The sequence below is a fragment of the Microvirga medicaginis genome, from assembly GCF_052658925.1.
On record NZ_JBQWEL010000018.1, the window covers coordinates 71,260 to 89,864 of the forward strand.

The 18,605-nt window shown below is 59.7% G+C and carries 22 protein-coding genes; 13 read left to right on the forward strand and 9 right to left on the reverse strand.

Features of this window, described 5'->3' with window-relative positions; translation table 11 throughout:
* Positions 1 to 24: 24 nt before the first annotated feature.
* Positions 25 to 414 (reverse strand): hypothetical protein, encoded by a 390-nt coding sequence (locus ACUXUR_RS20085; RefSeq protein ID WP_445504132.1) that lies wholly within the window; start codon positions 412 to 414, stop codon positions 25 to 27.
* A gap of 100 nt (positions 415 to 514) precedes the next feature.
* On the opposite strand from ACUXUR_RS20085, the gene ACUXUR_RS20090 reads away from it, so the two are divergent.
* Both ACUXUR_RS20090 and ACUXUR_RS20095 read left to right on the forward strand, forming a co-directional pair.
* Positions 515 to 1,288 (forward strand): extensin-like domain-containing protein, encoded by a 774-nt coding sequence (locus ACUXUR_RS20090; protein WP_445504133.1) that lies wholly within the window; start codon positions 515 to 517, stop codon positions 1,286 to 1,288.
* A 77-nt stretch (positions 1,289 to 1,365) separates the two neighbouring features.
* The gene (locus ACUXUR_RS20095) at positions 1,366 to 2,349 is read left to right on the forward strand and encodes a L,D-transpeptidase family protein (protein ID WP_445504134.1); all 984 of its coding nucleotides are present in this window, start codon (positions 1,366 to 1,368) and stop codon (positions 2,347 to 2,349) included.
* 18 nt (positions 2,350 to 2,367) lie between these two features.
* Here ACUXUR_RS20095 and ACUXUR_RS20100 read toward each other — a convergent pair whose 3' ends face one another.
* A complete protein-coding gene (locus ACUXUR_RS20100; protein ID WP_445504135.1) occupies positions 2,368 to 2,643 on the reverse strand; it encodes a hypothetical protein in 276 nt (91 codons plus the stop codon).
* A gap of 309 nt (positions 2,644 to 2,952) precedes the next feature.
* Positions 2,953 to 3,363 (reverse strand): BA14K family protein, encoded by a 411-nt coding sequence (locus ACUXUR_RS20105; protein WP_445504136.1) that lies wholly within the window; start codon positions 3,361 to 3,363, stop codon positions 2,953 to 2,955.
* Between the two features lie 376 nt (positions 3,364 to 3,739).
* Here ACUXUR_RS20105 and ACUXUR_RS20110 point away from each other — a divergent pair, with 376 nt between their 5' ends.
* From ACUXUR_RS20110 to ACUXUR_RS20130, 5 genes are all read left to right on the forward strand, one after another.
* Positions 3,740 to 4,246 (forward strand): putative pterin-binding protein, encoded by a 507-nt coding sequence (locus ACUXUR_RS20110; RefSeq protein ID WP_445504137.1) that lies wholly within the window; start codon positions 3,740 to 3,742, stop codon positions 4,244 to 4,246.
* Positions 4,247 to 4,248: 2 nt separating this feature from the next.
* Complete coding sequence (locus tag ACUXUR_RS20115) at positions 4,249 to 6,393, forward strand: sensor histidine kinase (protein WP_445504138.1); 2,145 nt, start codon at positions 4,249 to 4,251, stop codon at positions 6,391 to 6,393.
* 12 nt (positions 6,394 to 6,405) lie between these two features.
* Positions 6,406 to 7,449: a response regulator gene (locus ACUXUR_RS20120; protein WP_445504139.1), complete on the forward strand. Its 1,044-nt coding sequence runs from the start codon at positions 6,406 to 6,408 to the stop codon at positions 7,447 to 7,449.
* A 174-nt stretch (positions 7,450 to 7,623) separates the two neighbouring features.
* Complete coding sequence (locus tag ACUXUR_RS20125; protein ID WP_445504140.1) at positions 7,624 to 8,007, forward strand: hypothetical protein; 384 nt, start codon at positions 7,624 to 7,626, stop codon at positions 8,005 to 8,007.
* A 111-nt stretch (positions 8,008 to 8,118) separates the two neighbouring features.
* A complete protein-coding gene (locus tag ACUXUR_RS20130; protein ID WP_445504141.1) occupies positions 8,119 to 8,313 on the forward strand; it encodes a hypothetical protein in 195 nt (64 codons plus the stop codon).
* Between the two features lie 47 nt (positions 8,314 to 8,360).
* Here ACUXUR_RS20130 and ACUXUR_RS20135 read toward each other — a convergent pair whose 3' ends face one another.
* Complete coding sequence (locus ACUXUR_RS20135) at positions 8,361 to 8,573, reverse strand: DUF2842 domain-containing protein (protein ID WP_445504142.1); 213 nt, start codon at positions 8,571 to 8,573, stop codon at positions 8,361 to 8,363.
* A 127-nt stretch (positions 8,574 to 8,700) separates the two neighbouring features.
* Between ACUXUR_RS20135 and ACUXUR_RS20140 the strand changes: the two genes are divergently transcribed.
* Positions 8,701 to 9,783 carry a COX15/CtaA family protein gene (locus tag ACUXUR_RS20140; RefSeq protein ID WP_445504143.1) on the forward strand — a complete coding sequence of 361 codons (1,083 nt, stop codon included), beginning with the start codon at positions 8,701 to 8,703 and terminating at the stop codon, positions 9,781 to 9,783.
* Positions 9,784 to 9,835: 52 nt separating this feature from the next.
* On the opposite strand, the gene ACUXUR_RS20145 is transcribed toward ACUXUR_RS20140, so the two are convergent.
* The gene (locus ACUXUR_RS20145; RefSeq protein WP_445504144.1) at positions 9,836 to 10,252 is read right to left on the reverse strand and encodes a DUF1236 domain-containing protein; all 417 of its coding nucleotides are present in this window, start codon (positions 10,250 to 10,252) and stop codon (positions 9,836 to 9,838) included.
* Between the two features lie 421 nt (positions 10,253 to 10,673).
* Here ACUXUR_RS20145 and ACUXUR_RS20150 point away from each other — a divergent pair, with 421 nt between their 5' ends.
* Positions 10,674 to 11,351: an AAA family ATPase gene (locus tag ACUXUR_RS20150; RefSeq protein ID WP_445504145.1), complete on the forward strand. Its 678-nt coding sequence runs from the start codon at positions 10,674 to 10,676 to the stop codon at positions 11,349 to 11,351.
* 198 nt (positions 11,352 to 11,549) lie between these two features.
* Here the strand turns inward: ACUXUR_RS20150 and ACUXUR_RS20155 are convergent, their stop codons facing one another.
* The gene (locus ACUXUR_RS20155) at positions 11,550 to 12,833 is read right to left on the reverse strand and encodes an O-acetylhomoserine aminocarboxypropyltransferase (RefSeq protein ID WP_445504146.1); all 1,284 of its coding nucleotides are present in this window, start codon (positions 12,831 to 12,833) and stop codon (positions 11,550 to 11,552) included.
* Between the two features lie 99 nt (positions 12,834 to 12,932).
* Positions 12,933 to 13,508 carry a CoA-binding protein gene (locus tag ACUXUR_RS20160; protein WP_445504147.1) on the reverse strand — a complete coding sequence of 192 codons (576 nt, stop codon included), beginning with the start codon at positions 13,506 to 13,508 and terminating at the stop codon, positions 12,933 to 12,935.
* Between ACUXUR_RS20160 and ACUXUR_RS20165 the strand changes: the two genes are divergently transcribed.
* Positions 13,507 to 13,941, forward strand: coding sequence for a PaaI family thioesterase (locus tag ACUXUR_RS20165; RefSeq protein ID WP_445504148.1), 435 nt, complete (start codon positions 13,507 to 13,509; stop codon positions 13,939 to 13,941). The two genes, ACUXUR_RS20160 and ACUXUR_RS20165, sit on opposite strands and share 2 nt — an antisense overlap.
* A gap of 276 nt (positions 13,942 to 14,217) precedes the next feature.
* Here the strand turns inward: ACUXUR_RS20165 and ACUXUR_RS20170 are convergent, their stop codons facing one another.
* Complete coding sequence (locus ACUXUR_RS20170) at positions 14,218 to 14,853, reverse strand: glutathione S-transferase family protein (RefSeq protein ID WP_445504149.1); 636 nt, start codon at positions 14,851 to 14,853, stop codon at positions 14,218 to 14,220.
* A 281-nt stretch (positions 14,854 to 15,134) separates the two neighbouring features.
* Between ACUXUR_RS20170 and rplM the strand changes: the two genes are divergently transcribed.
* From rplM to argC, 3 genes are all read left to right on the forward strand, one after another.
* The gene (gene rplM / locus ACUXUR_RS20175; RefSeq protein WP_047189853.1) at positions 15,135 to 15,599 is read left to right on the forward strand and encodes a 50S ribosomal protein L13; all 465 of its coding nucleotides are present in this window, start codon (positions 15,135 to 15,137) and stop codon (positions 15,597 to 15,599) included.
* Between the two features lie 3 nt (positions 15,600 to 15,602).
* A complete protein-coding gene (gene rpsI, locus ACUXUR_RS20180; RefSeq protein WP_445504150.1) occupies positions 15,603 to 16,079 on the forward strand; it encodes a 30S ribosomal protein S9 in 477 nt (158 codons plus the stop codon).
* A 407-nt stretch (positions 16,080 to 16,486) separates the two neighbouring features.
* Positions 16,487 to 17,455, forward strand: a complete 969-nt coding sequence (gene argC / locus ACUXUR_RS20185; protein WP_445504151.1) for an N-acetyl-gamma-glutamyl-phosphate reductase — start codon at positions 16,487 to 16,489, stop codon at positions 17,453 to 17,455.
* 116 nt (positions 17,456 to 17,571) lie between these two features.
* Here argC and ACUXUR_RS20190 read toward each other — a convergent pair whose 3' ends face one another.
* On the reverse strand, positions 17,572 to 18,447 hold the full coding sequence (locus ACUXUR_RS20190; RefSeq protein ID WP_445504152.1) for a fumarylacetoacetate hydrolase family protein: 876 nt from the start codon (positions 18,445 to 18,447) through the stop codon (positions 17,572 to 17,574).
* Between the last annotated feature and the right edge of the window lie 158 nt (positions 18,448 to 18,605).

The following is an 18,605-nucleotide window of genomic DNA, read 5'->3' on the forward strand; positions in this document are numbered from 1 at the left end:
CGATCTGAACGGCTCAGCTACGGGTTACGAGCCCAGCAATGTCCTGTCCTCTGAAGGTGGGTCCATCAACTCCCAATTCCCGAACAGATCGATGGTCGCGTGGCCGGGCATGTCCTTGCCGAGGTAAAGCAGGATCTCGACCCAGGGGCGGCCATAGGCGCGCGGGGTAACCTTTGTCACCTGGCCGAAGAAGCCTGTCAGCGGACAGCGGACGAACTCGCCGATCTCAGGCACGCGGTTCTGTTCCCGCACCAGTTCCTCTTCAGCCTCCTGCAGCTGGGCCCGCAGGCGCTCCACATGAGCCCTCAGCTCCGCAACACGCTTCGTGCAATGGCCTTCCTGAAGCTCATGCAGCTTCGGGCCGAGAGCCACGCCCTCGCTGTAATTGGCCGGTGGGAGAGTCAGCATGCTCATCAGATATCCCTCTGGCAAAGAATTTGGCGCTTCCGACGGTGAGGACAAGCCACCCGAAAGGGTGAGTGGAACGCCAACCTGCCAGGTTCGGTTGACTAGCATGGCAAAGGTCAAGGGTAAGGATTGGCGGTTGGGCGGCTCTTCCCGGAACGGCTTTGCACGTTGGATCAGAAGTCTGGCCCTCGTGGCGCCGGTGGCTCTCGCCGGGGCAGGGGCCGCTCAGGAGCAGAACCCACCCTTGCCGCCACCTCGACCGGACAGGCCTGCGCCCCCGGAAAAGCCGGATGAGAAACCGCCTGTTGGAGAGAGTGCCGAGCCGAAAGCAACGGATGCCGGTGATGCGGCCGCCGCCTGCATCGAACGTCTGACAAAGCTGGGGCTTCGCTTCGAGAGGCGCCCGCCTGTGCAGGAGAATGGCTGCAGCATCGGCAACCCTGTTTCCGTCTCAGGGCTTCCGAATGGAGTCGAACTCTCACCGGCCTCGCTGATGGAGTGCTCCTTTGCTGAGGGCTTGGTGCGCTGGGTGAATGAGGTCGTCATTCCCCGCACGGGGGAGCACTTCCAAAGTGCGCCGACGAAGCTGCTGATCGGAACATCCTATCAATGCCGCGATCAGCGGTCCGGAGCCAAGTTGAGTGAGCATGCCTTCGGGAACAGTGTGGATGTGATGGGCTTCGAGTTCGACAAGCGCCCGCCGCTGACGGTTCGTGTCCAGCCCGAAGGCTCCCCTGAGGCCGCTTTCCAAGCGGCTGTCCGGCACGAAGCCTGCGCGGTTTTCTCGACCGTGCTCGGGCCGGGTTCCGATGATGACCATGCCGATCACCTTCATCTCGATATGCGGGTGCGCAAGGGCGATTACCGCATTTGCCAGTGATGCTGGGAACGAGCCGCAGGCTTTCGTCTTTGACATGTTCCCCGTCTCACGCCGAGACGAATTGAGTGGAGTGGGTGATGAAGGTTCTGGTGCGTGCCGCGTTGGGTTTGTTGTGCATGACTGGAGGGGCGGCCGCGGCTCCGCAGGTCTTGGATATGGAGGCCGTGAACGCCTCCAATTTCTCCGCGAAGGTTGAAAAGGGCGTCAGTCCAGTCCTCGTCAAAGCGCAGGTTCTGCTCGACCGGGCGCGGTTTTCTCCCGGCGCGATCGACGGGCGCAATGGCGAGAACATGCAGAACGCGATCAGGGCCTTCGAGAAGGCGCGGGGGCTTAAAGTCGATGGAGCGCTCGACGAGGAGCTGTGGGCAAAGCTGAACGAAGCCTCCCCCGATCCGGTCCTCATCACCTACACGATCAGCGATGAGGATGTGAAAGGACCTTTCACCGTGATCCCTGAAAGGATGGAGGAGCAGGCAAAGCTGGAGCGGTTGTCCTATTCCAGCCCTGAAGAGCTTCTGGCGGAAAAATTCCACATGGATGAGGACCTGCTCAAGGAGCTCAATCCCGATAAGCGCTTCGACCAGGCGGGCACTTCCATCGTCGTCGCCAATGTCGCGCCACCATCGGCTGCGAACGAACAAGCCAAGGAAATCGAGAAGATCGAAGTGGTTAAAAGCGAACACATCCTGCGAGTGATTGGAAAGGATGGAGCGGTGATCGCCACCTATCCAGCTTCCATCGGCAGTGAGGAGAAGCCCGCACCCACAGGATCACATACGGTGCGCGCCGTCGCGCCCAATCCTACCTATACCTACAATCCCGATTATGCCTTCAAGGGCGTGAAGGCGAAGGAGAAATTCGAGATCAAGCCGGGGCCGAATAACCCTGTCGGCTCAAAATGGATCGACCTTTCCGTCGAGTCCTTCGGCATCCACGGCACGCCCGAGCCGGAGAAGGTCGGCAAGGCCTATTCCCATGGCTGCGTTCGGCTGACGAACTGGGATGTCGAGGAGCTTGCGGGCATGGTCAAGAAAGGGATGCCAGTCGTCTTTCTCGACTAATCGGGCAAAGGGCAGCCTTCAGTCGTCATTGGCGGAGTTCAGCTGATCAGGCTTCAGGCCCTCATCGATCTCGGTATCGTGCATCCTGACGAGCCATTCCAACTGCTCCTGCACGAAGTTGGGGTCGCTGTGGAAGCGCATGGCGCAGGCTACCAGGAAAATCGCGATCTCGGGAAGGTCCTCATCGCCCATATCCGGCAGGACGAGTTCCAGCTCCGTCATGTTGCTGGCCGTCACGATGGCTGCCTCGTTGGGAGGAATGACGGTGCCACTGCTGTCGGGAGGAAGGGCCATGACGGTGTCTTTCTCTTTGCAAGTTTCAGGCTCTTTGCCAGTTCTAGAGCATCGGTCCCGAAAGTGGACCCCGCTATTGGGACCCTTCCGATGCTCATTCTTTCGAGGAGCACATCGTTGGTGCGCAGAACCGGGTCCAATTTGCGCTGGCGCGGCCCTTCGGGTCACTGGCGTGAACCTCCGGTTCCACACGAGGCGCTAAGCCATCGGCGCCGGATGTAAACCCTCGCCAGGATGCTGCGTTCGATTGCATAGAGACAAGAAGTCCACCGCCACAAGACGGTGGATTTCTGCTCGATGGCGGCAAGGTTAAGGATAGGTGCAGACGTAGCGCATGCCGTTATGGGCCAGGAACGTGCCCGTCACGGGGTCGTAGGAGCGATATTTGCGGGCGCAATAGGCCGCCACTGTGGGATCGACCGTGCCGGGAGGCGGAGGAGGGGCGGCCTGAGCTTGGCTGGCAATGGCGCTCCCGATCAAAGCTCCTGCTGCCAAGCCCACGGCGCCCGCGGCAAGAGCCGAGCCTCCGTCATGATGATGGTGGCGATAATAGTGGCGGCGACTGTAATAGTATTGCGTATAGCTCTCGTTCGGGTAAGGCCGCTCCAGCTTCGTGAGGGCTTGGTCCAAGAGAGGTTCGGCATCGGCAGGAAGGGGCGAGCCGAATAGGATTGCCGAGAGGATTACCGTTGGACCAAGGGCTGCAGTGAGTTTGCGCATTGAGGACTCCTGTATTGCAATATTATTGCATTTAGGCCGCCATATCAGGTCGCGAAGCTACAATGCAATCTGCCAAGCTTGCAAATATCTTGCTGCGGTTCACCGGTCTGCGGCCTTCCCATGGCCGGGACCCGCACACCGGCCACAGTGAAATGTCTCGGCCTGATCAAGCCGAAGCCTAGAGAGACAGATCAAAAAGTTATAATATATCTAAAGGTTGCGGGTTCACCCGACGGTCTACCTTCGAGGTGGAGGTCGCAGTCGACGAAGTATCTGGAAGGGACAATACAACAATCCCTGAAAAGCCCTGGATTTTTGCCATGAAATCATTCAAAAAGGAGTATGTTCTAACATAAGCATTCGAGAGGGGGCTTTCGTGCGTTACGTCACGTTGCTGGTAACGCTGGTTGGGTTGCTGGGGGGTATGAGGAGCGCCTCCGCAGCTGAGCCTTTGCCTCATCCCCAAGGGGCCGTCATTCTAGCGGTCACGGGTAATGTCACCCAGACGAACGCCCCGGGGCAGGCTCAGTTTGATAAGGCCATGCTGGAGGCTTTGGGAAAGGCCTCGTACACGACATCGTCCGAAGTGTCGGCAACACCCATGACGTTCGAGGGGGTTCCTCTGCGTGCTGTGCTCGAGCGTGTGGGGGCTCTGGGCAAGACGATCAAGGCAACGGCCCTGAACGCTTATCAGATCTCCATCCCCATGGAAGATCTTCAGTTCGAGCCCATTCTCGCCATGAAGGTGGACGGCAGGGTGATTACCGCCCGCGATAAGGGACCGCTCTGGATCGCTTATCCGCGTGATGCCCATCCTGTCCTCCAGGATGCGAAGTATGACTCGCGCTGGGTCTGGCAGCTGAGCAGGCTTCATATCGAGTAGCCATGAAATTCGCTCTGCCCAGCAAGAAAGCCGCCATCGTCACGCTCTTTGCAATCGCGAGCCTTGCCGCCTATCTCGGCTTCACGGTTGCGCGGCTGCTCGATCTCGAGCGCGATCTGCGGTCGGACGCCATGCAGATGAATCTCTGGGTGACCACTCAGACCCAGTTCGAAGCCGCCGCTTTTGCGGAAAGCCTAGCACGCAAAGCTGCCCAGGAGACCTTCGCCACACCTGAGGAGGAGCCGGCTTTTCGTGCCACAATCCTGATCAGCCGCCTCGCCGTTCTTATTGAAGGGCCTCAGGGTGAGGTGTTTGGTGCCCTGGGTCTCATCGGCGACCTGAAGCAATCTTATCTTCAGCTCACGCTGGTCGAGGCGGTGCTCCAGCAAGGTATCGATACCGAGGGTGTGTCGCTGCTGCAGGCTCAGGCGCGCGATCTCGCCTTCAAGCTGCGGGATGCCGCCAACCAAGTCCTCCTGTACGGGCGGGAGCAAGCCTCTCTGAAGCACGCGAATTACATGCGCGTCGTCTTCCAGAGTTTCGGGTTATTCATCGTCACCGTGCTCAGCGCGACATTCCTCCTTCTACGCTTTTTCCGAGGTGCTCAGGAAGCAAGTCAGGCCAAGCAACTCCTGCGTCAGGAGCAGGAATTGTCGGATCTCGTGATCAACAACGTCAGCAACCAGGGCATCGTCATGTTCGACGAGAAGCTGGAATGCCTGCTCTGGAATCCCGGGATGGAGGGCCTGCTCAACGTCAAGCCGGATCAGGCGATCAGGCGGCTCATGCAAGACATTGACCCACTTTTCGCGAAAGCGGATGTGATCCGTTCCCTCAATCTGGCGATTGAGGGAACAAGTTCCATTTTTGAAGACATGACGCCGGACGATGCCAGCCAGGAGCGTTGCCTCGAGATCAATTGTTTTCCGGTTTCCATGGCTCAGCGCAAGCTGGGCATCGCCTTCATGCGCGATGTGACCGAGCAATGGCTCGCCCGCAAGCAGGCCGAGCGCCAGAACTTCGACCTGGAGATCAAGGTTCTCCAGCGCACCGCCGCTCTGCGACAGGCCGAGCGCCGTCTTATTGCCGCTATCGAATCCGCCGCGGAAGGGTTTGCGGCCTTCGACTGGACCGGCAAACTGCTCTTTGCCAACGAGCAGATCTGGGCGGCCGCTCCGGTCGCTCTTTGGTGCCGGGAGGAGATGAGCCTTCCCGTCTTCCTGCGCTGCTTTGCCATGTGCGAAGGTGCGGATGAGCGGCTTCTGGTGGCTCAGCCTCCCTTCGAGGAAATCGAGGTCGACGTTCTGATCAAGAAGGACATTTGGGCTCGCCTGTCCGTCGCGAAGGCCGATGGCGCGACGATCTTCGTGCGTCTCACCGACATCTCCGCCTACAAGCAGGTGGCAAATGCCCTTCAATCTGCTCTCGATCGTGAGCGTGAGACGACGAATGCCTACCGCAACTTCGTCTCCATGGTCTCCCACCAGTTCCGCACGCCGCTGGCGATTCTCGATTCCAGCGCGCAGCGCATTCTGAGACGTGGCCCCCATTTGACGCCCGAGGAGCTTTCCACGCGCATTCAGAAGATCAGAAACGCCGGTAATCGCCTGACCCGCCTCGTAGAGAGCGTTCTGAATGCCGCGAAACTCGATGCGGGCCGGATCGAGCTGAATCCTGAAACCTGTGACCTCATCAACCTTGTCATGGATATCTGCGAGCGTCAGAGCGAGCTCAACTCGCATGCGGACATTCGCTTCCAGGTGCCTGATCTTCCTGTGCAGGTCTATTGCGACAGCATGCTGATCGAGCAGGTTGTCATCAATCTTGTATCAAATGCAGTGAAGTATTCGGGCGAGAAACCGGTGGTTGAGATCACTGTTTGGACAGAGGGCGCGCGTGCTTTTTGCTCCGTCCGGGACTGGGGTATCGGTATTCCGGCCGACGAGTTGCCTAAGATCTTTGATCGGTTCTATCGTGCCAGGACGGCGTCAGGAATCGCAGGGACCGGCATCGGTTTGAATTTCGCGCAAAGAATCATGCACTTGCACGGGGGGGAGATCCAAGTGGAAAGCTACGAGGCTGGAGGATCTTTGTTCACGTTCGACTTGCCACTATCGAATGCCGAAGAGGCGCAACAGGCTGCATAAGTGACCAAGCCAATGAATATCCAAAAAACAATTCTTTGCGTTGAAGACGAAGAAGACTTGAGGACCGACCTTGCCGAGGAACTGGAGTCCGCGAACTACCGCGTGCTTCAGGCAGCGAATGGCAGCGAAGCCCTTGGTTTCCTTGAAAATGAGCGTCCTGACCTCGTGCTCTGCGATATCACTATGCCGGGTCTTGGTGGCTACGATGTGCTCAAGGCCCTTCGCGAGCAAGCCGACAAGGCCGACGTCCCCTTCATCTTCCTGACGGCCCTGGCGGAGAGGAACGACGTTCTGGTTGGCAAGCAAGCCGGCGCGGACGATTACCTTGTCAAGCCCATCGACTACGAGATCCTGCTCGCCACGATCGAGGCGCGTCTCAATCAGGTGGCGCGCGTGCAGTCGAGTGCCGTCAGCCGTGCGGAGGAGGCCTGGCAGGAAATCCTCAAATCCTCACGCGGACGCACAGTCGAAGCCCTGTACAATGCGACTTTCGCCTTCGACCGTTTTTTGGTCGGCGTCGCGATCGTCGATGAGAAGGGGACTGTGAGGCTGATGAACAAGGAAGCCGAGCGGATCATGGGTGAGAATGATGGTCTTACCGTTTCCGGCGGCGTGCTTAAAGGTGCTGTGGCGAAGCAGAATTCCAAGCTGCATCAGGCCATCGAGAAGGCGTTCGAAGAGGAAGCTCTCGATGAGATCGTGTCCTTCCCGCGAAACTCCGGCGGGCGCCCCTATCTCGTGCTGGTTCCCGGTCAAAGGTTCTCGGCGGAAGAGAGACCTGATGCCGTGGTGCTGCTTGTCATTGATACCGAGCAGCGCACCAAAGTCTCAGGCGATACGCTCGTGCGGCTTTACAATCTGACGCCCTCTGAGACCCGAGTTGCGCTGATGCTGATCGATGGCAAGCGTCTCGACCAGATTGCCGAAGAACTCGAGGTCGCACAGACAACGGTTGTCTTCCACTTGAAGAATCTTTTCAGGAAGACCGAGACGAACCGGCAGGCCGATCTGGTGCGCGTGCTGCTGTCGGTCCCATTGCGGACAACTGGAGATTAACGCCGGCCGGTCGGCGAAAGGGCTCGTTAAGAATCTCCTTACCATCTGGCATGAAACAAAGTTCGGTCCGAGCTTTGCCACAATCTGTTCAGCTTCCAGTGAGGTTTGCGGCGATATAGTCTTTGCCAAGAAAGGGAGAGCGGAAATCTCCCTCTTGCTTGTAGGTGACGATTCATGAAGGTCTTCAGTTTCTTCTCCGGTACGGCTGCTGCTCTGGCGCTGGTGGCCGGTCTGGCCGCCGCCCAACCGGCTGCTGCCCGTGATCGCATGTCTCCCGGCGCGGCCGCTGCCGTCGGTGTCCTGGGTGGCCTTGCGGTCGGTACTATTGTCGGCGCGACGGTTGCCCAGCAGCCGGCTTATGCCGCTCCGGCGCCGGTTTATGTGGCACCGCCTCCACCGCCCCCGCCGACCCGCGTTTACGTGGAGGAACCTGCCGCGGTTGTTTATGAGCATCATCGTCCCCGCCGCGTCTATGTCGAGCGTTGCGCGACCGAGCGCTATCGTGAGTGGGTTCCAGGCTGGGGCTGGGAATATCGCAGCCGTCAGGTCTGCAACTAATCCTCTGTCACGAATCAAAGGCCCGCTTCTGGCGGGCCTTTTCTTTGCGCGGTTTAGAAACCGCGATTCCATTGCCGCGTTGACGGGGAAAGCCACAACGCGAGTTCTGTCATGAGCAACACACCGCGCGACCAAGCTGCCTCTGACAAGACGAAGCTCAACCCTGGCGATCAGGCCGAGCCCGGCACTCCTGGTACAGGTGAGAATGTCTGTCCCGAATGCAAGGGCAGCGGCCGCATCGGTGCGGCGGCCTGTCCCATGTGTGGCGGAACGGGCAAGATTATCGAGGGGATCGGCGGCGCTTGAGCATCGGGCTCAAAGAAAAGGCCGTTTTGGGATCAACCTGAAGCCTTTTATGAGTGCTTGTCGGGCTTGGCCATCCATCTGACAAGCGGCATCATGGGAATGATCCAGATCAGGCCGAGCACGATGTAGGCGAGGGTCTGGACGAGCTTCGGAGCCTCGGTAATCCGGCCCTCGGCCACAGCCATGGCAAACAGCGCATAGGTGATGATGAAGACCAGCATCATCACCGTCCCGATCAGCTTGCGCACACGCATGTTCATGCTCAAACCCTTCTAGAACCCACCTTTTTGCGGTGCGTCACTGGCATTGATTGCCTCAAGGAGGCTCAACCTCTATGTGACAGGCATTATCCTGGGTTCAAGTCTTAAATTGTCGATGAGAACGAGCATGGCTGTCGCAGCCTCAACCGAGGGCGTGCCGTTGGCGCGCCTGCCTGAAGTCCAATCGCCTCAAACCCGGTCTCAGACCCTTGTCCGTCTATGGATCTACACGCTCGCAGCCTTGGTCGTGCTGATGGTCGCCGTTGGCGGAGCGACCCGCCTGACAGGCTCCGGCCTGTCGATCACGGAATGGAAGCCGGTCACCGGCGCGATTCCGCCGCTCACGGAACAGGCTTGGCAGGTAGAGTTCGAGAAGTACCGACAGATCTCGCAATACGAACTCGTGAACAAGGGCATGACCCTTTCCGAGTTCAAGTTCATTTATGCCTGGGAATGGGGGCACCGTCAGCTCGGCCGTCTCATCGGTTTGGTCTTCTTCCTGCCGCTGGTTTGGTTCTGGGCACGCGGCATCATCAACGGCAGGCTGGCCCTGAAGCTGCTCGGAATCGGTGGGCTCGGCGGGCTGCAGGGGGCCATCGGCTGGATCATGGTGGCCTCAGGGCTGGAGCCCGGCATGACGGCTGTCGCGCCCATCAAGCTCGCGCTGCACCTGACAGTGGCCAGCATCATTCTCGCGTGTTTGGTCTGGGTGGCGGCCGGGCTGAAGGATCGAAGCGCTTCTCAGCCTGAGAAAAGCGCAGGCTTTGCACCCCGGATTCTCGTCGGTCTGATCCTGGTGCAGATAGCTTTGGGGGGGCTCGTCGCCGGCTCGAAGGCCGGGCTGACCTACAACACCTGGCCCCTCATGGACGGAGCGCTTTTTCCATCCTCGCCGGCTCTGTTCGTGGTGAAGCCCTGGATCGAGAACTTCGTCGACAATGTGCTGCTGGTTCAGTTCAATCACCGCATGCTGGCTTACGCCCTTGTCGCCTTTGCCCTTTGGCATGCATGGGACATGCGCCGCAAAGCGCCGGGGTCGGGCGTGGCGCGCCGCGCGAATGGAATGGCTTTTCTCACTTTCGCGCAGATGGGACTTGGCATCGTGACGCTGCTTCTGGCGGTGCCGCTCTGGGCTGGTCTGGCCCATCAGGTCTTCGCCATGGCCGTGCTCGCGATGGCGGTGGCGCACGCTCGCGTGAGCACAATCTGAAAAGGAAAGGGCGGCCTTTAAGGCCGCCCAAACTCGATCATTCCACTAGCGATTAGCGGACGACCTGAACGATGCGGCGGGTGCCGGGATCGACCAGAACCGGGGTGTCGTTGACCACCGTGTAGCGATACTGGGTCACGCCATATTCGGCCGGAACCTCATAGTACTGCACGCCGGACGAGGGGAGCACGGCGCCCACACGAACCTCTTCCGCGTAGCGGTAGGATGGGACGCCCTGCGTTACGACATACTGACGGAAGCGGGGCTGAGCCTCGCCAGCAAGGCCGCCCACGATCGCGCCGGTCACGCCGCCGACGGCTGCACCGATCGGACCGCCGACGATTGCGCCGCCAACGGCACCCGTCGCTGCGCCTGCAGCAGCGCCGCCAGCAGCCGGGTCCTGAGCGAAGGCGCCAACCGGGGCAAGAGCCACGAGAACGGCGCCAGTAAACAGAATCTTCTTCGACATTGTCAGCTCCATTTCACTGGTAAGGTCGGGAGCTTAACGACTAGGCTTAAGGGTGGTTCCGATATTGTTAGGGAATTACGAGGAGGCCATGTTTCAAGCAAATAATCCTCTTTTCTTGCTTGCAATCGGATCGAAATCACTCTCCTTCTATTGAATCCTGGGATCTTCGTCTTACGGCTTCCGGCTCACGCTTCCCCCGGACCAGTACGCTGCGAAGGATGGGCACTTCAGGCTGAGTTGTGAAGGCTTATCGCTGCGGCACGGCCTTTTGCCTAAAAACCCGCGTTCTGCTTGGGGATATGCACAGAGTGATCGAAGGTGGAATTAGGAAATCAGGTCTTGTTCTGCTACAGATGAACAATATTAAGCTCGCATTAACTAAGGGCGGCGGGCTTTGATAGGCTTATGAGGAGTCTCAGGCATGAATGTGCTGGTCTTTGCTTCGCGGAAAGGCGGCTCGGGTAAGAGCACGCTCGCTGCACATCTCGCGAGCTACATTGCCAATCCAAACCGCAAGACGCTGCTGATCGACAATGATCCGCAGGGATCTCTGTCGCTGTGGCACAAGATCCGCCATCAGGAGCATCTCGGCATCAGGCACAATGTACGCAACCTTGGCGAAGCTCTGAAGGAGGCCAAGCGCGAAGGCTATGAATGGGTTCTGGTCGACACGCCGCCCAATAAGTCCAACATCGTCGCCGAATCCATCAGGCATGCGACTCTTGTGATCATCCCCACTCGGGCAAGCCTGTTCGACATTGCGGCTCTGCAGGATACGGTTCAGATCGCGCGGGAACTGCGCAAGCCCTACGCGGCCGTCATCAATGCCGCCCCGCCCAAGCATGGTGATGCGGAGGCTCACGTGGTGGCCGATGCTCGCGGTGCACTGAATGCGCTGCAGGTTCCGGTCTGGGCGGGCCAGATCACCCACCGCCCCGAATTGACCCTTGCCCTTGCGACGGGAGAAGGCGCGAAGGAATACGAGCCGAGCTCCCAGGGTGCTGAGGAAATGGGGCGTTTGTGGACGGCTCTGGAGCGTTCGCTCAACGCCATTCACAACACCTACAAGAAGACCGGCGGCTCCTCGCGCGCGGCGTGACGGGAGTCCTGGGCTTCAGCATGAAAGAAGGGCGGCTTCGAGCCGCCCTTTTTGTATTTTCGCTCTATCCCCTTCGTCATGCCCGGACTTGTCCCGGGCATCCACGCCTTTTGGCGCATGAGAGGCAAAAGATGCGGATGGCCGTAAACCAAGTACGGCCATGACGCGGAGCGAATAAACGGTCCTTATGGAAGGGCTTTAATCCGCGTCCAGAGCCTGGTTGAGATCCTCGATCAGGTCTTCCGTGTCCTCAAGGCCGATGGAGAGGCGCACTACCTCGGGGCCGGCGCCGGCCTGGGTCTTCTGCTCGTCGGTGAGCTGACGGTGCGTGGTCGATGCCGGGTGAATCACCAGCGAGCGCGTGTCGCCGATATTGGCGAGATGCGAGAAGAGCTTCAGGTTCGACACGAGCTTCACGCCCGCCTCGTAGCCACCCTTCAGGCCGAAGGTGAACACCGCGCCAGCACCCTTGGGGCAGTACTGCTTGGCAAGGTCGTGATAGCGATCCGTGCGCAGCCCCGGATAGCTGACCCAAGACACCTTTCTGTGGCTCGCCAGGTGCTCGGCGACCGCCAGGGTATTGTCAGAATGGCGCTGCATGCGCAGCGGCAGGGTCTCGATCCCGTTGAGGATCAGAAAGGCATTGAAGGGCGAGAGCGCGGGGCCGAGATCGCGCAGGCCAAGCACGCGGGCAGCAATGGCGAAGCCGAAATTGCCGAAGGTCTCGCCCAGCACCATGCCGCCGTATTCGGGACGCGGCTTGGAAAGCATCGGATAGCGGTCGTCGCCCGCGAAGTTGAACGAGCCGCCATCTACGATCAGGCCACCGACCGAGTTGCCGTGCCCGCCGAGGAACTTGGTGGCCGAATGCACGATGATGTCAGCCCCATGCTCGAAGGGCTTGATGAGATAAGGGGTTGCCATCGTGTTGTCGACGATGAACGGAATGCGATGCCTCTTGGCGATAGCCGCGATCGCCTGCAGATCGACGATCACGCCGCCCGGATTGGCGATGGATTCGACGAAGATCGCCTTGGTCTTCGGCGTGATGGCCGCCTCGAAGGACGAAGGATCGTCGGAATCGGCCCAGACCACGTTCCAGCCGAAGTTTTTGTAGGCATGATTGAACTGGTTGATCGAGCCGCCATAGAGCTTCCTGGCTGCGATGAACTCATCTCCGGGCTGGAGCAGCGTATGGAAGGTCAGGAATTCCGCCGCATGGCCCGAAGCAACGGCGAGGGCTGCGGTGCCACCTTCAAGCGCCGCAACGCGTTCTTCGAGAACCGAGCAGGTCGGGTTGCCGATACGTGAGTAGATATTGCCGAAAGCCTGCAGGCCGAAGAGTGAGGCCGCATGATCGACATCATCGAACACGAAGGACGTGGTCTGATAGATCGGCGTGGCACGGGCGCCGGTCGCAGCATCGGGGGCAGCCCCCGCGTGAATGGCGAGCGTATTGAAGCCTGGCAGACGATCAGACATGGCGGGAGCCCTTTCCTTCTTGGAGATGATGTTCTGTTCTCTTTAAAGAACGAAACGTTCGTCCGGTCAAGGAGGCTGCTCAGGGCTCCTGTTTAAGACTTATGGGCGATTGAGGCTGAGCTTCTGAAAGCCCTTGCCGGAGAGAACGGGCTTCTTGGAGCTCAACATCCGCGAGTTCACGCCCTGCCAGGAAATCTCGCCGGAGAGACGTCCGAACTCGATCTTGGGGCAGCGGTCCATCACGACCTTGAGACCCTTGGCCTCCGCCTTGGCGGCAGCCTCGTCGTTGCGGACGGAGAGCTGCATCCAGAGCACCTTCGGCAGGGGATCGAGGGCAAGCGCCTCGTCCGTGATCGGGCCGGCAGCCTCCGAATTGCGGAAGATCTCGACCATGTCGATAGGGCCGGGCACTTCGGCGAGCGAGCCGTACACCTTCTTGCCGAGCAGCTCGGTGCCGGCGATCCCCGGATTGACGGGGATCACATCATAGCCCCGCTCCAGCAGGTACTTGGTGACAATCCAACTCGGGCGGGCGGGATTCGCCGAGGCGCCCACGAGCGCAATGGTCTTCACGCTGTTGAGAATGCCGCGGATGTAATCGTTCGGGTAATTGCTGTGATCCATGGCGAGAACGTATGGGATAGGGCAGGGCAGTTCAATGAGCTTTTGACGCATGGCAACCCATCATCCGATCATGACGAAGGAAGATCTGATCGCCTTCCTCGACCGGGAGTTTCCTCAGATCCATGTGGGCGGACAGACCTATTTCCTCGACGAGATCGGGCCGCTCTCCGCGCGGATGCGCATGGATTATCACGAGCGCCACCTAAGGCCCGGCGGCACCATTTCAGGTCCTTCCATGATGGCGCTGGCCGATCTCGCGCTTTATGCCGCGATTCTCGCCCATATCGGTCCCGTAGCGCTCGCCGTCACCACGAGCCTCAATTTCAATTTCTTGAGAAAGCCCGAGGCTCGGGCCCTGATCGCCAATTGCCGGCTCCTTAAGCTCGGCAAGCGGCTTGCCGTAGGAGAGGTCTCGATATTCTCGGAAGGCAGCCCCGATGTGGTCTGCCATGCGACCGGGACCTACTCCATCCCAAGTGCCTAAGATGAAATCTCATCATTTCTTTTCCTGGATCTCACTATTTCTTCTCACGGCTCCGCCTCTAAGGGCTGAGCCGTCTTTCTCGTCTGAGGATTATGTAAGGTGCAAAAGAGCCATCAATAGAAAGCAGCCGTGGCCGAGTGAGCGAAGCAAGGCATGTGCTGCCATGCGCATGTGCGCCAAAGAGGCTGCCTTCAATGAACAGGAGGAAATCCTTCTGCTGAGGCCTATCCGACGCCTGCCTCATTGTGAGAATCCGGATCGATAGGCTCCGAGGATTTATCTACCCGCCGGATCGGAAGGTGATAGCGCGTCGTCGATCTCTCGCGCCCTCATGGCTGCCGGGCGTGAGCTGATCCGCTGCCAATAGGCCTCGAAGGCGGCACGCCTCTCGAGCGTTCCGAACATCATGCCCCAGCCGATCTGCGAGCCGACATAGACATCGGCGGCACTGAAGTGGTCGCCGGCAATATATTCGGATTGGGTGACGGCATATTCCAGGGCATTCACCACGTCCTCGACGCTGCCGTAGCCGACCACACCGCGCCGCTCGGCGGGGACCTCGAAGCCGAAAGCCTTGTTGCTCAGAGCGGCTTCAACAGGTCCGGCGGCAAAGAACATCCAGCGGTAATAGGGACCCCGGCGACGGTCGCCATGGGGCGGAGCCAAGCCAGCCTCAGGGAAGACGTCGGCCAGATAGGCACAGATGGCTGCCGCTTCGGTGACGACCGTGGCGTTATGAATGATCGTCGGCACTTTCCCCATGGGATTGAAGGCGAGATAGTCCGGACTCTTCATCGAGGTTCCAAACTGCAGAATCTCTGTCTTGTAAGGGCGACCGACCTCCTCGAGCATCCAGCGGGCGATCCGCCCGCGCGACTGCGGATGGGTGTAGAAGATGAGTTCGTCGGTCATCCTGATTCCTCTTTGAGGGGTGGCAGAAGGCAGGACGATAGCGTAGCTATGCGAAATGGCAAAATTGATGTGGTATTATGAAACCACGTTGTTGGTATTTTAATACCACACTATCTTAACTGCTTGTTTTGTATAGATTTTATTGCTCCTTTGTCCTGCGTGAATGCCGTTGACTTATAGCCCTAAAACCACTAAACACCCTCTCACTCGCCGCCGCATCTCGCGGCGGTTTGTCGTTTTCAGAACCTGAGCCCAGACGGGCTCCAACGGGATACAGCGCAATGAAGACTACGACTTCGCTGAAGCCCGCCGAGGTCGAGAAGAAGTGGGTTGTGATCGACGCGAAGGGCCTTGTTGTGGGCCGTCTCGCGACGATCGTTGCCATGCGCCTGCGTGGCAAGCACAAGGCGAACTACACGCCCCACGTCGACTGCGGCGACAATGTTATCGTTATCAACGCCGACAAGGTGGTGTTCACCGGCCGCAAGCGCGAGCAGAAGGTGTACTACCATCACACCGGTTATCCGGGCGGCATCAAGGAGCGCACCGCCAAGTTCATCCTGGACGGTCGCTTCCCTGAGCGCGTGGTCGAGAAGGCTGTGGAGCGCATGCTCCCCCGCGGCCCGCTTTTCCGCCAGATCATGGGCAACCTGCGCGTCTACGGCGGCGCTGAGCATCCGCATACGGCTCAGCAGCCGGAGGTGCTCGACGTGGCTGCCCTCAATGCCAAGAACGTGAGGGCCTAATCCATGGCGACCCTTCAGTCTCTCGCCGATCTGGGTCAGAACGCCCAGGCTGCCGCTCCGGAAGCTCCGAAGCACGTCCAGAAGCTCGACTCCCTCGGTCGCGCTTACGCCACCGGCAAGCGTAAGGACGCTGTCGCCCGCGTGTGGATCAAGCCCGGCTCCGGCAAGATCATCATCAACGACCGCGCCGTCGAAGTTTACTTCGCTCGTCCGGTTCTCCGCCTGATCCTGTCGCAGCCGCTGCAGATCGCCCAGCGCGAAGGCCAGTACGACATCGTCGTGAACGTCAACGGCGGTGGCCTCTCCGGTCAGGCCGGTGCGGTCCGTCACGGCCTCGCCAAGGCGCTGACTTACTACGAGCCGGAGCTTCGCGGCCCGCTCAAGAAGGAAGGCTTCCTGACTCGCGATCCGCGCGTCGTCGAGCGCAAGAAGTACGGCAAGAAGAAAGCTCGCCGCAGCTTCCAGTTCTCGAAGCGCTAACGCCTCAGGGCGACACATTGCGAAAAGGGCGGCTCTCGGGCCGCCCTTTTTGTTTGGGATCGTGTCATCCCCGGTGGTCCGCAAGGACCAGGAAGGGATCCATGGTGTGGAATATGAGAATAGATTCCCTTCCTCTCCGCTACCCTCTGCCGGGAATGGTGGGATGAGGCTGTGAACCGCCGCGCTTGTTGACAGGGCGGAAATGCAGCCTCATACAAACTGCATGAACCAGAGCCTTTTCATCATCCGACGCCGAATGATTGCCGCCTCGGCGCGCGTGCGATGACGGCTGTCTTGAAGGCCTGACCGCAAGCCGCGCCATTGCGCGGCTTTTTTGTTTCTCCAGAACCCTATCGGCGTTATTGGCTTAAAGCCTCATCGGCGGCCACAGGTGGATCGGATCGACTATGACAACCATGACCCAGAGCTCAGTGAATCTTTCCCAGGGCACGAAGACGGTCTTCATCGATGGCGAGGCGGGCACCACGGGGCTCGGCATTCGCGAACGCCTGCAAGGCATATCGGGCGTATCTCTCCGCAGTATCGATCCCGCGCGCCGCAAGGACCCCGAGGCCAAGCGTGAAATTCTCGCCGACGTGGATCTCGTGGTTCTCTGTCTTCACGACGATGCAGCGCGCGAGACGGTGGCCCTCGTGGACGGCTTGAGCGGCAGGAAGCCGAAGATCCTCGACGCCAGCACCGCACACCGGGTGAGTCCTGGCTGGGCTTATGGCTTCGCGGAGCTGACCTCCGAGCAGAGGCGGGCGGTCGCGACGGCCGAGCGCGTCGCCAATCCTGGCTGCTACCCCACCGGTGCCATTGCACTCCTGCGCCCGCTGATCGATGCGGGCTTGATCCCGCCCGATTATCCGATCAGCGTGAATGCGGTGAGCGGCTATAGCGGCGGCGGGCGCACCATGATCGAGGCCTACGAGGCCGGCACGGCTCCTGCATTCGAGCTCTACGGCCTCGGCTTCGAGCACAAGCATGTGCCCGAATTGCAGAAATATACCGGCCTGACCCGCCGCCCGATCTTCATTCCCTCGGTGGGCAATTTCCGTCAGGGCATGCTGGTGAGCGTTCCGCTTCACCTCGACCTGCTGCCGGGCAAGCCGAAGACGGTCGAATTGGAGAAGGCGCTCATGGAACGCTACCAGGGCGGTGGTCTCGTGAGCGTCGTCCCGACGATCTCAGAGGGCAAGAAGATCGAGCGGCTCGAGCCCGAGGCGCTCAACGACACGGACCGTCTGGAGCTCTTCGTCTTCAAGCACGACAGCTATAATCACGCGGTGCTGGTGGCGCGCCTCGACAATCTCGGGAAGGGCGCCTCGGGTGCCGCCGTGCAGAACATCCAGCTTATGCTGGGGTTGGTTTAGAGTGATATCCGTCGTCATGGCCGGGCTTGTCCCGGCCATCTCGATTGGGAAAGCAACCCACCTCTCATAAATGAGATCACCGGCACAAGGCCGGTGATGACGTGAGAAGGAAAAGCTTAACGCCCCTTGCTCGTAACCGGCTGGGCTTCCTCGAAAGCGACGAAGCGCTGACGCTGCTCGCCGAGACCTTCGATGCCGAGGCTGACGACGTCTCCTGCCTTCAGGTAGCGCGGCGGCTTCATGCCCATGCCGACGCCGGGCGGCGTGCCGGTGGTGATCACATCGCCCGGCTCCAGGATCATAAAGTGTGAGACGTAGGAGACGATCTTTGCCACGTTGAAGATCATGGTCGTAGTGGAGCCGGTCTGCATGCGCTCGCCGTTCACATCGAGCCACATGGAGAGGTTCTGCGGATCGGGGATCTCGTCCTTCGTCACGAGCCAGGGACCGAGGGGGCCGAAGGTCGGGCAGCCCTTGCCCTTGGTCCAGGTGCCACCGCGCTCCAGCTGGAATTCTCGCTCGGACACGTCGTTGCAGACGCAATAGCCGGCCACGTAGTCCAAGGCCTCGTTGGCGCCGACATAGGAAGCGTGCTCGCCGATCACGATGGCGAGTTCAACCTCCCAGTCGGTCTTTTGGGATCCGCGCGGAATAATGACTTCGTCATTGGGCCCCACGATGCAGGAGGGGGCCTTGTTGAAGACGATGGGCTCTGCCGGAATGGGAGCACCTGTCTCGGCGGCATGATCTGCATAGTTCAGCCCGATGGCAATGAAATTTCGGACCTGACCGACGCAGGCGCCGAGGCGCTGTCCAGACGGGGCGAGGGGAAGCGTGCCGGTATCCACGTTGCGGATGCGGGACAGGCTCTCCGAGGACAGAGTTGCGCCTGTAATATCCGGAACCACGCCCGACAGATCGCGGATCTGTCCCTGGGCATCGACGATTCCCGGCTTCTCGCGTCCGTATTCCCCAAATCTCACCAGCTTCATCAAGCACTCCTCTCGTAACGGCATGTTGCTATTTGGCGCTTCCGCGCCTGCGTACAATGCATTTTCTAGACACAAATATGTTGCCGTTTTGCCACGAAGGCAGACAAAGCGCGAAATTTCCCCTGCCTAAGAAAATGCTGCAAAATTGCAGTCCTATC

Excerpts from the sequence above, each read along its gene's own strand:
- rpsI (WP_445504150.1), top strand. The coding sequence starts at position 15,603 with ATGGCGACCCTTCAGTCTCTCGCCGATCTGGGTCAGAACGCCCAGGCT.
- ACUXUR_RS20130 (WP_445504141.1), top strand. The coding sequence starts at position 8,119 with ATGAGCAACACACCGCGCGACCAAGCTGCCTCTGACAAGACGAAGCTC.
- ACUXUR_RS20155 (WP_445504146.1), bottom strand. The coding sequence starts at position 12,833 with ATGTCTGATCGTCTGCCAGGCTTCAATACGCTCGCCATTCACGCGGGG.
- ACUXUR_RS20150 (WP_445504145.1), top strand. The coding sequence starts at position 10,674 with ATGAATGTGCTGGTCTTTGCTTCGCGGAAAGGCGGCTCGGGTAAGAGC.
- ACUXUR_RS20120 (WP_445504139.1), top strand. The coding sequence starts at position 6,406 with ATGAATATCCAAAAAACAATTCTTTGCGTTGAAGACGAAGAAGACTTG.
- argC (WP_445504151.1), top strand. The coding sequence starts at position 16,487 with ATGACAACCATGACCCAGAGCTCAGTGAATCTTTCCCAGGGCACGAAG.
- rplM (WP_047189853.1), top strand. The coding sequence starts at position 15,135 with ATGAAGACTACGACTTCGCTGAAGCCCGCCGAGGTCGAGAAGAAGTGG.
- ACUXUR_RS20115 (WP_445504138.1), top strand. The coding sequence starts at position 4,249 with ATGAAATTCGCTCTGCCCAGCAAGAAAGCCGCCATCGTCACGCTCTTT.
- ACUXUR_RS20125 (WP_445504140.1), top strand. The coding sequence starts at position 7,624 with ATGAAGGTCTTCAGTTTCTTCTCCGGTACGGCTGCTGCTCTGGCGCTG.
- ACUXUR_RS20160 (WP_445504147.1), bottom strand. The coding sequence starts at position 13,508 with ATGCGTCAAAAGCTCATTGAACTGCCCTGCCCTATCCCATACGTTCTC.
- ACUXUR_RS20145 (WP_445504144.1), bottom strand. The coding sequence starts at position 10,252 with ATGTCGAAGAAGATTCTGTTTACTGGCGCCGTTCTCGTGGCTCTTGCC.
- ACUXUR_RS20090 (WP_445504133.1), top strand. The coding sequence starts at position 515 with ATGGCAAAGGTCAAGGGTAAGGATTGGCGGTTGGGCGGCTCTTCCCGG.
- ACUXUR_RS20085 (WP_445504132.1), bottom strand. The coding sequence starts at position 414 with ATGAGCATGCTGACTCTCCCACCGGCCAATTACAGCGAGGGCGTGGCT.
- ACUXUR_RS20105 (WP_445504136.1), bottom strand. The coding sequence starts at position 3,363 with ATGCGCAAACTCACTGCAGCCCTTGGTCCAACGGTAATCCTCTCGGCA.
- ACUXUR_RS20095 (WP_445504134.1), top strand. The coding sequence starts at position 1,366 with ATGAAGGTTCTGGTGCGTGCCGCGTTGGGTTTGTTGTGCATGACTGGA.
- ACUXUR_RS20100 (WP_445504135.1), bottom strand. The coding sequence starts at position 2,643 with ATGGCCCTTCCTCCCGACAGCAGTGGCACCGTCATTCCTCCCAACGAG.
- ACUXUR_RS20170 (WP_445504149.1), bottom strand. The coding sequence starts at position 14,853 with ATGACCGACGAACTCATCTTCTACACCCATCCGCAGTCGCGCGGGCGG.
- ACUXUR_RS20190 (WP_445504152.1), bottom strand. The coding sequence starts at position 18,447 with ATGAAGCTGGTGAGATTTGGGGAATACGGACGCGAGAAGCCGGGAATC.
- ACUXUR_RS20140 (WP_445504143.1), top strand. The coding sequence starts at position 8,701 with ATGGCTGTCGCAGCCTCAACCGAGGGCGTGCCGTTGGCGCGCCTGCCT.
- ACUXUR_RS20135 (WP_445504142.1), bottom strand. The coding sequence starts at position 8,573 with ATGAACATGCGTGTGCGCAAGCTGATCGGGACGGTGATGATGCTGGTC.
- ACUXUR_RS20165 (WP_445504148.1), top strand. The coding sequence starts at position 13,507 with ATGGCAACCCATCATCCGATCATGACGAAGGAAGATCTGATCGCCTTC.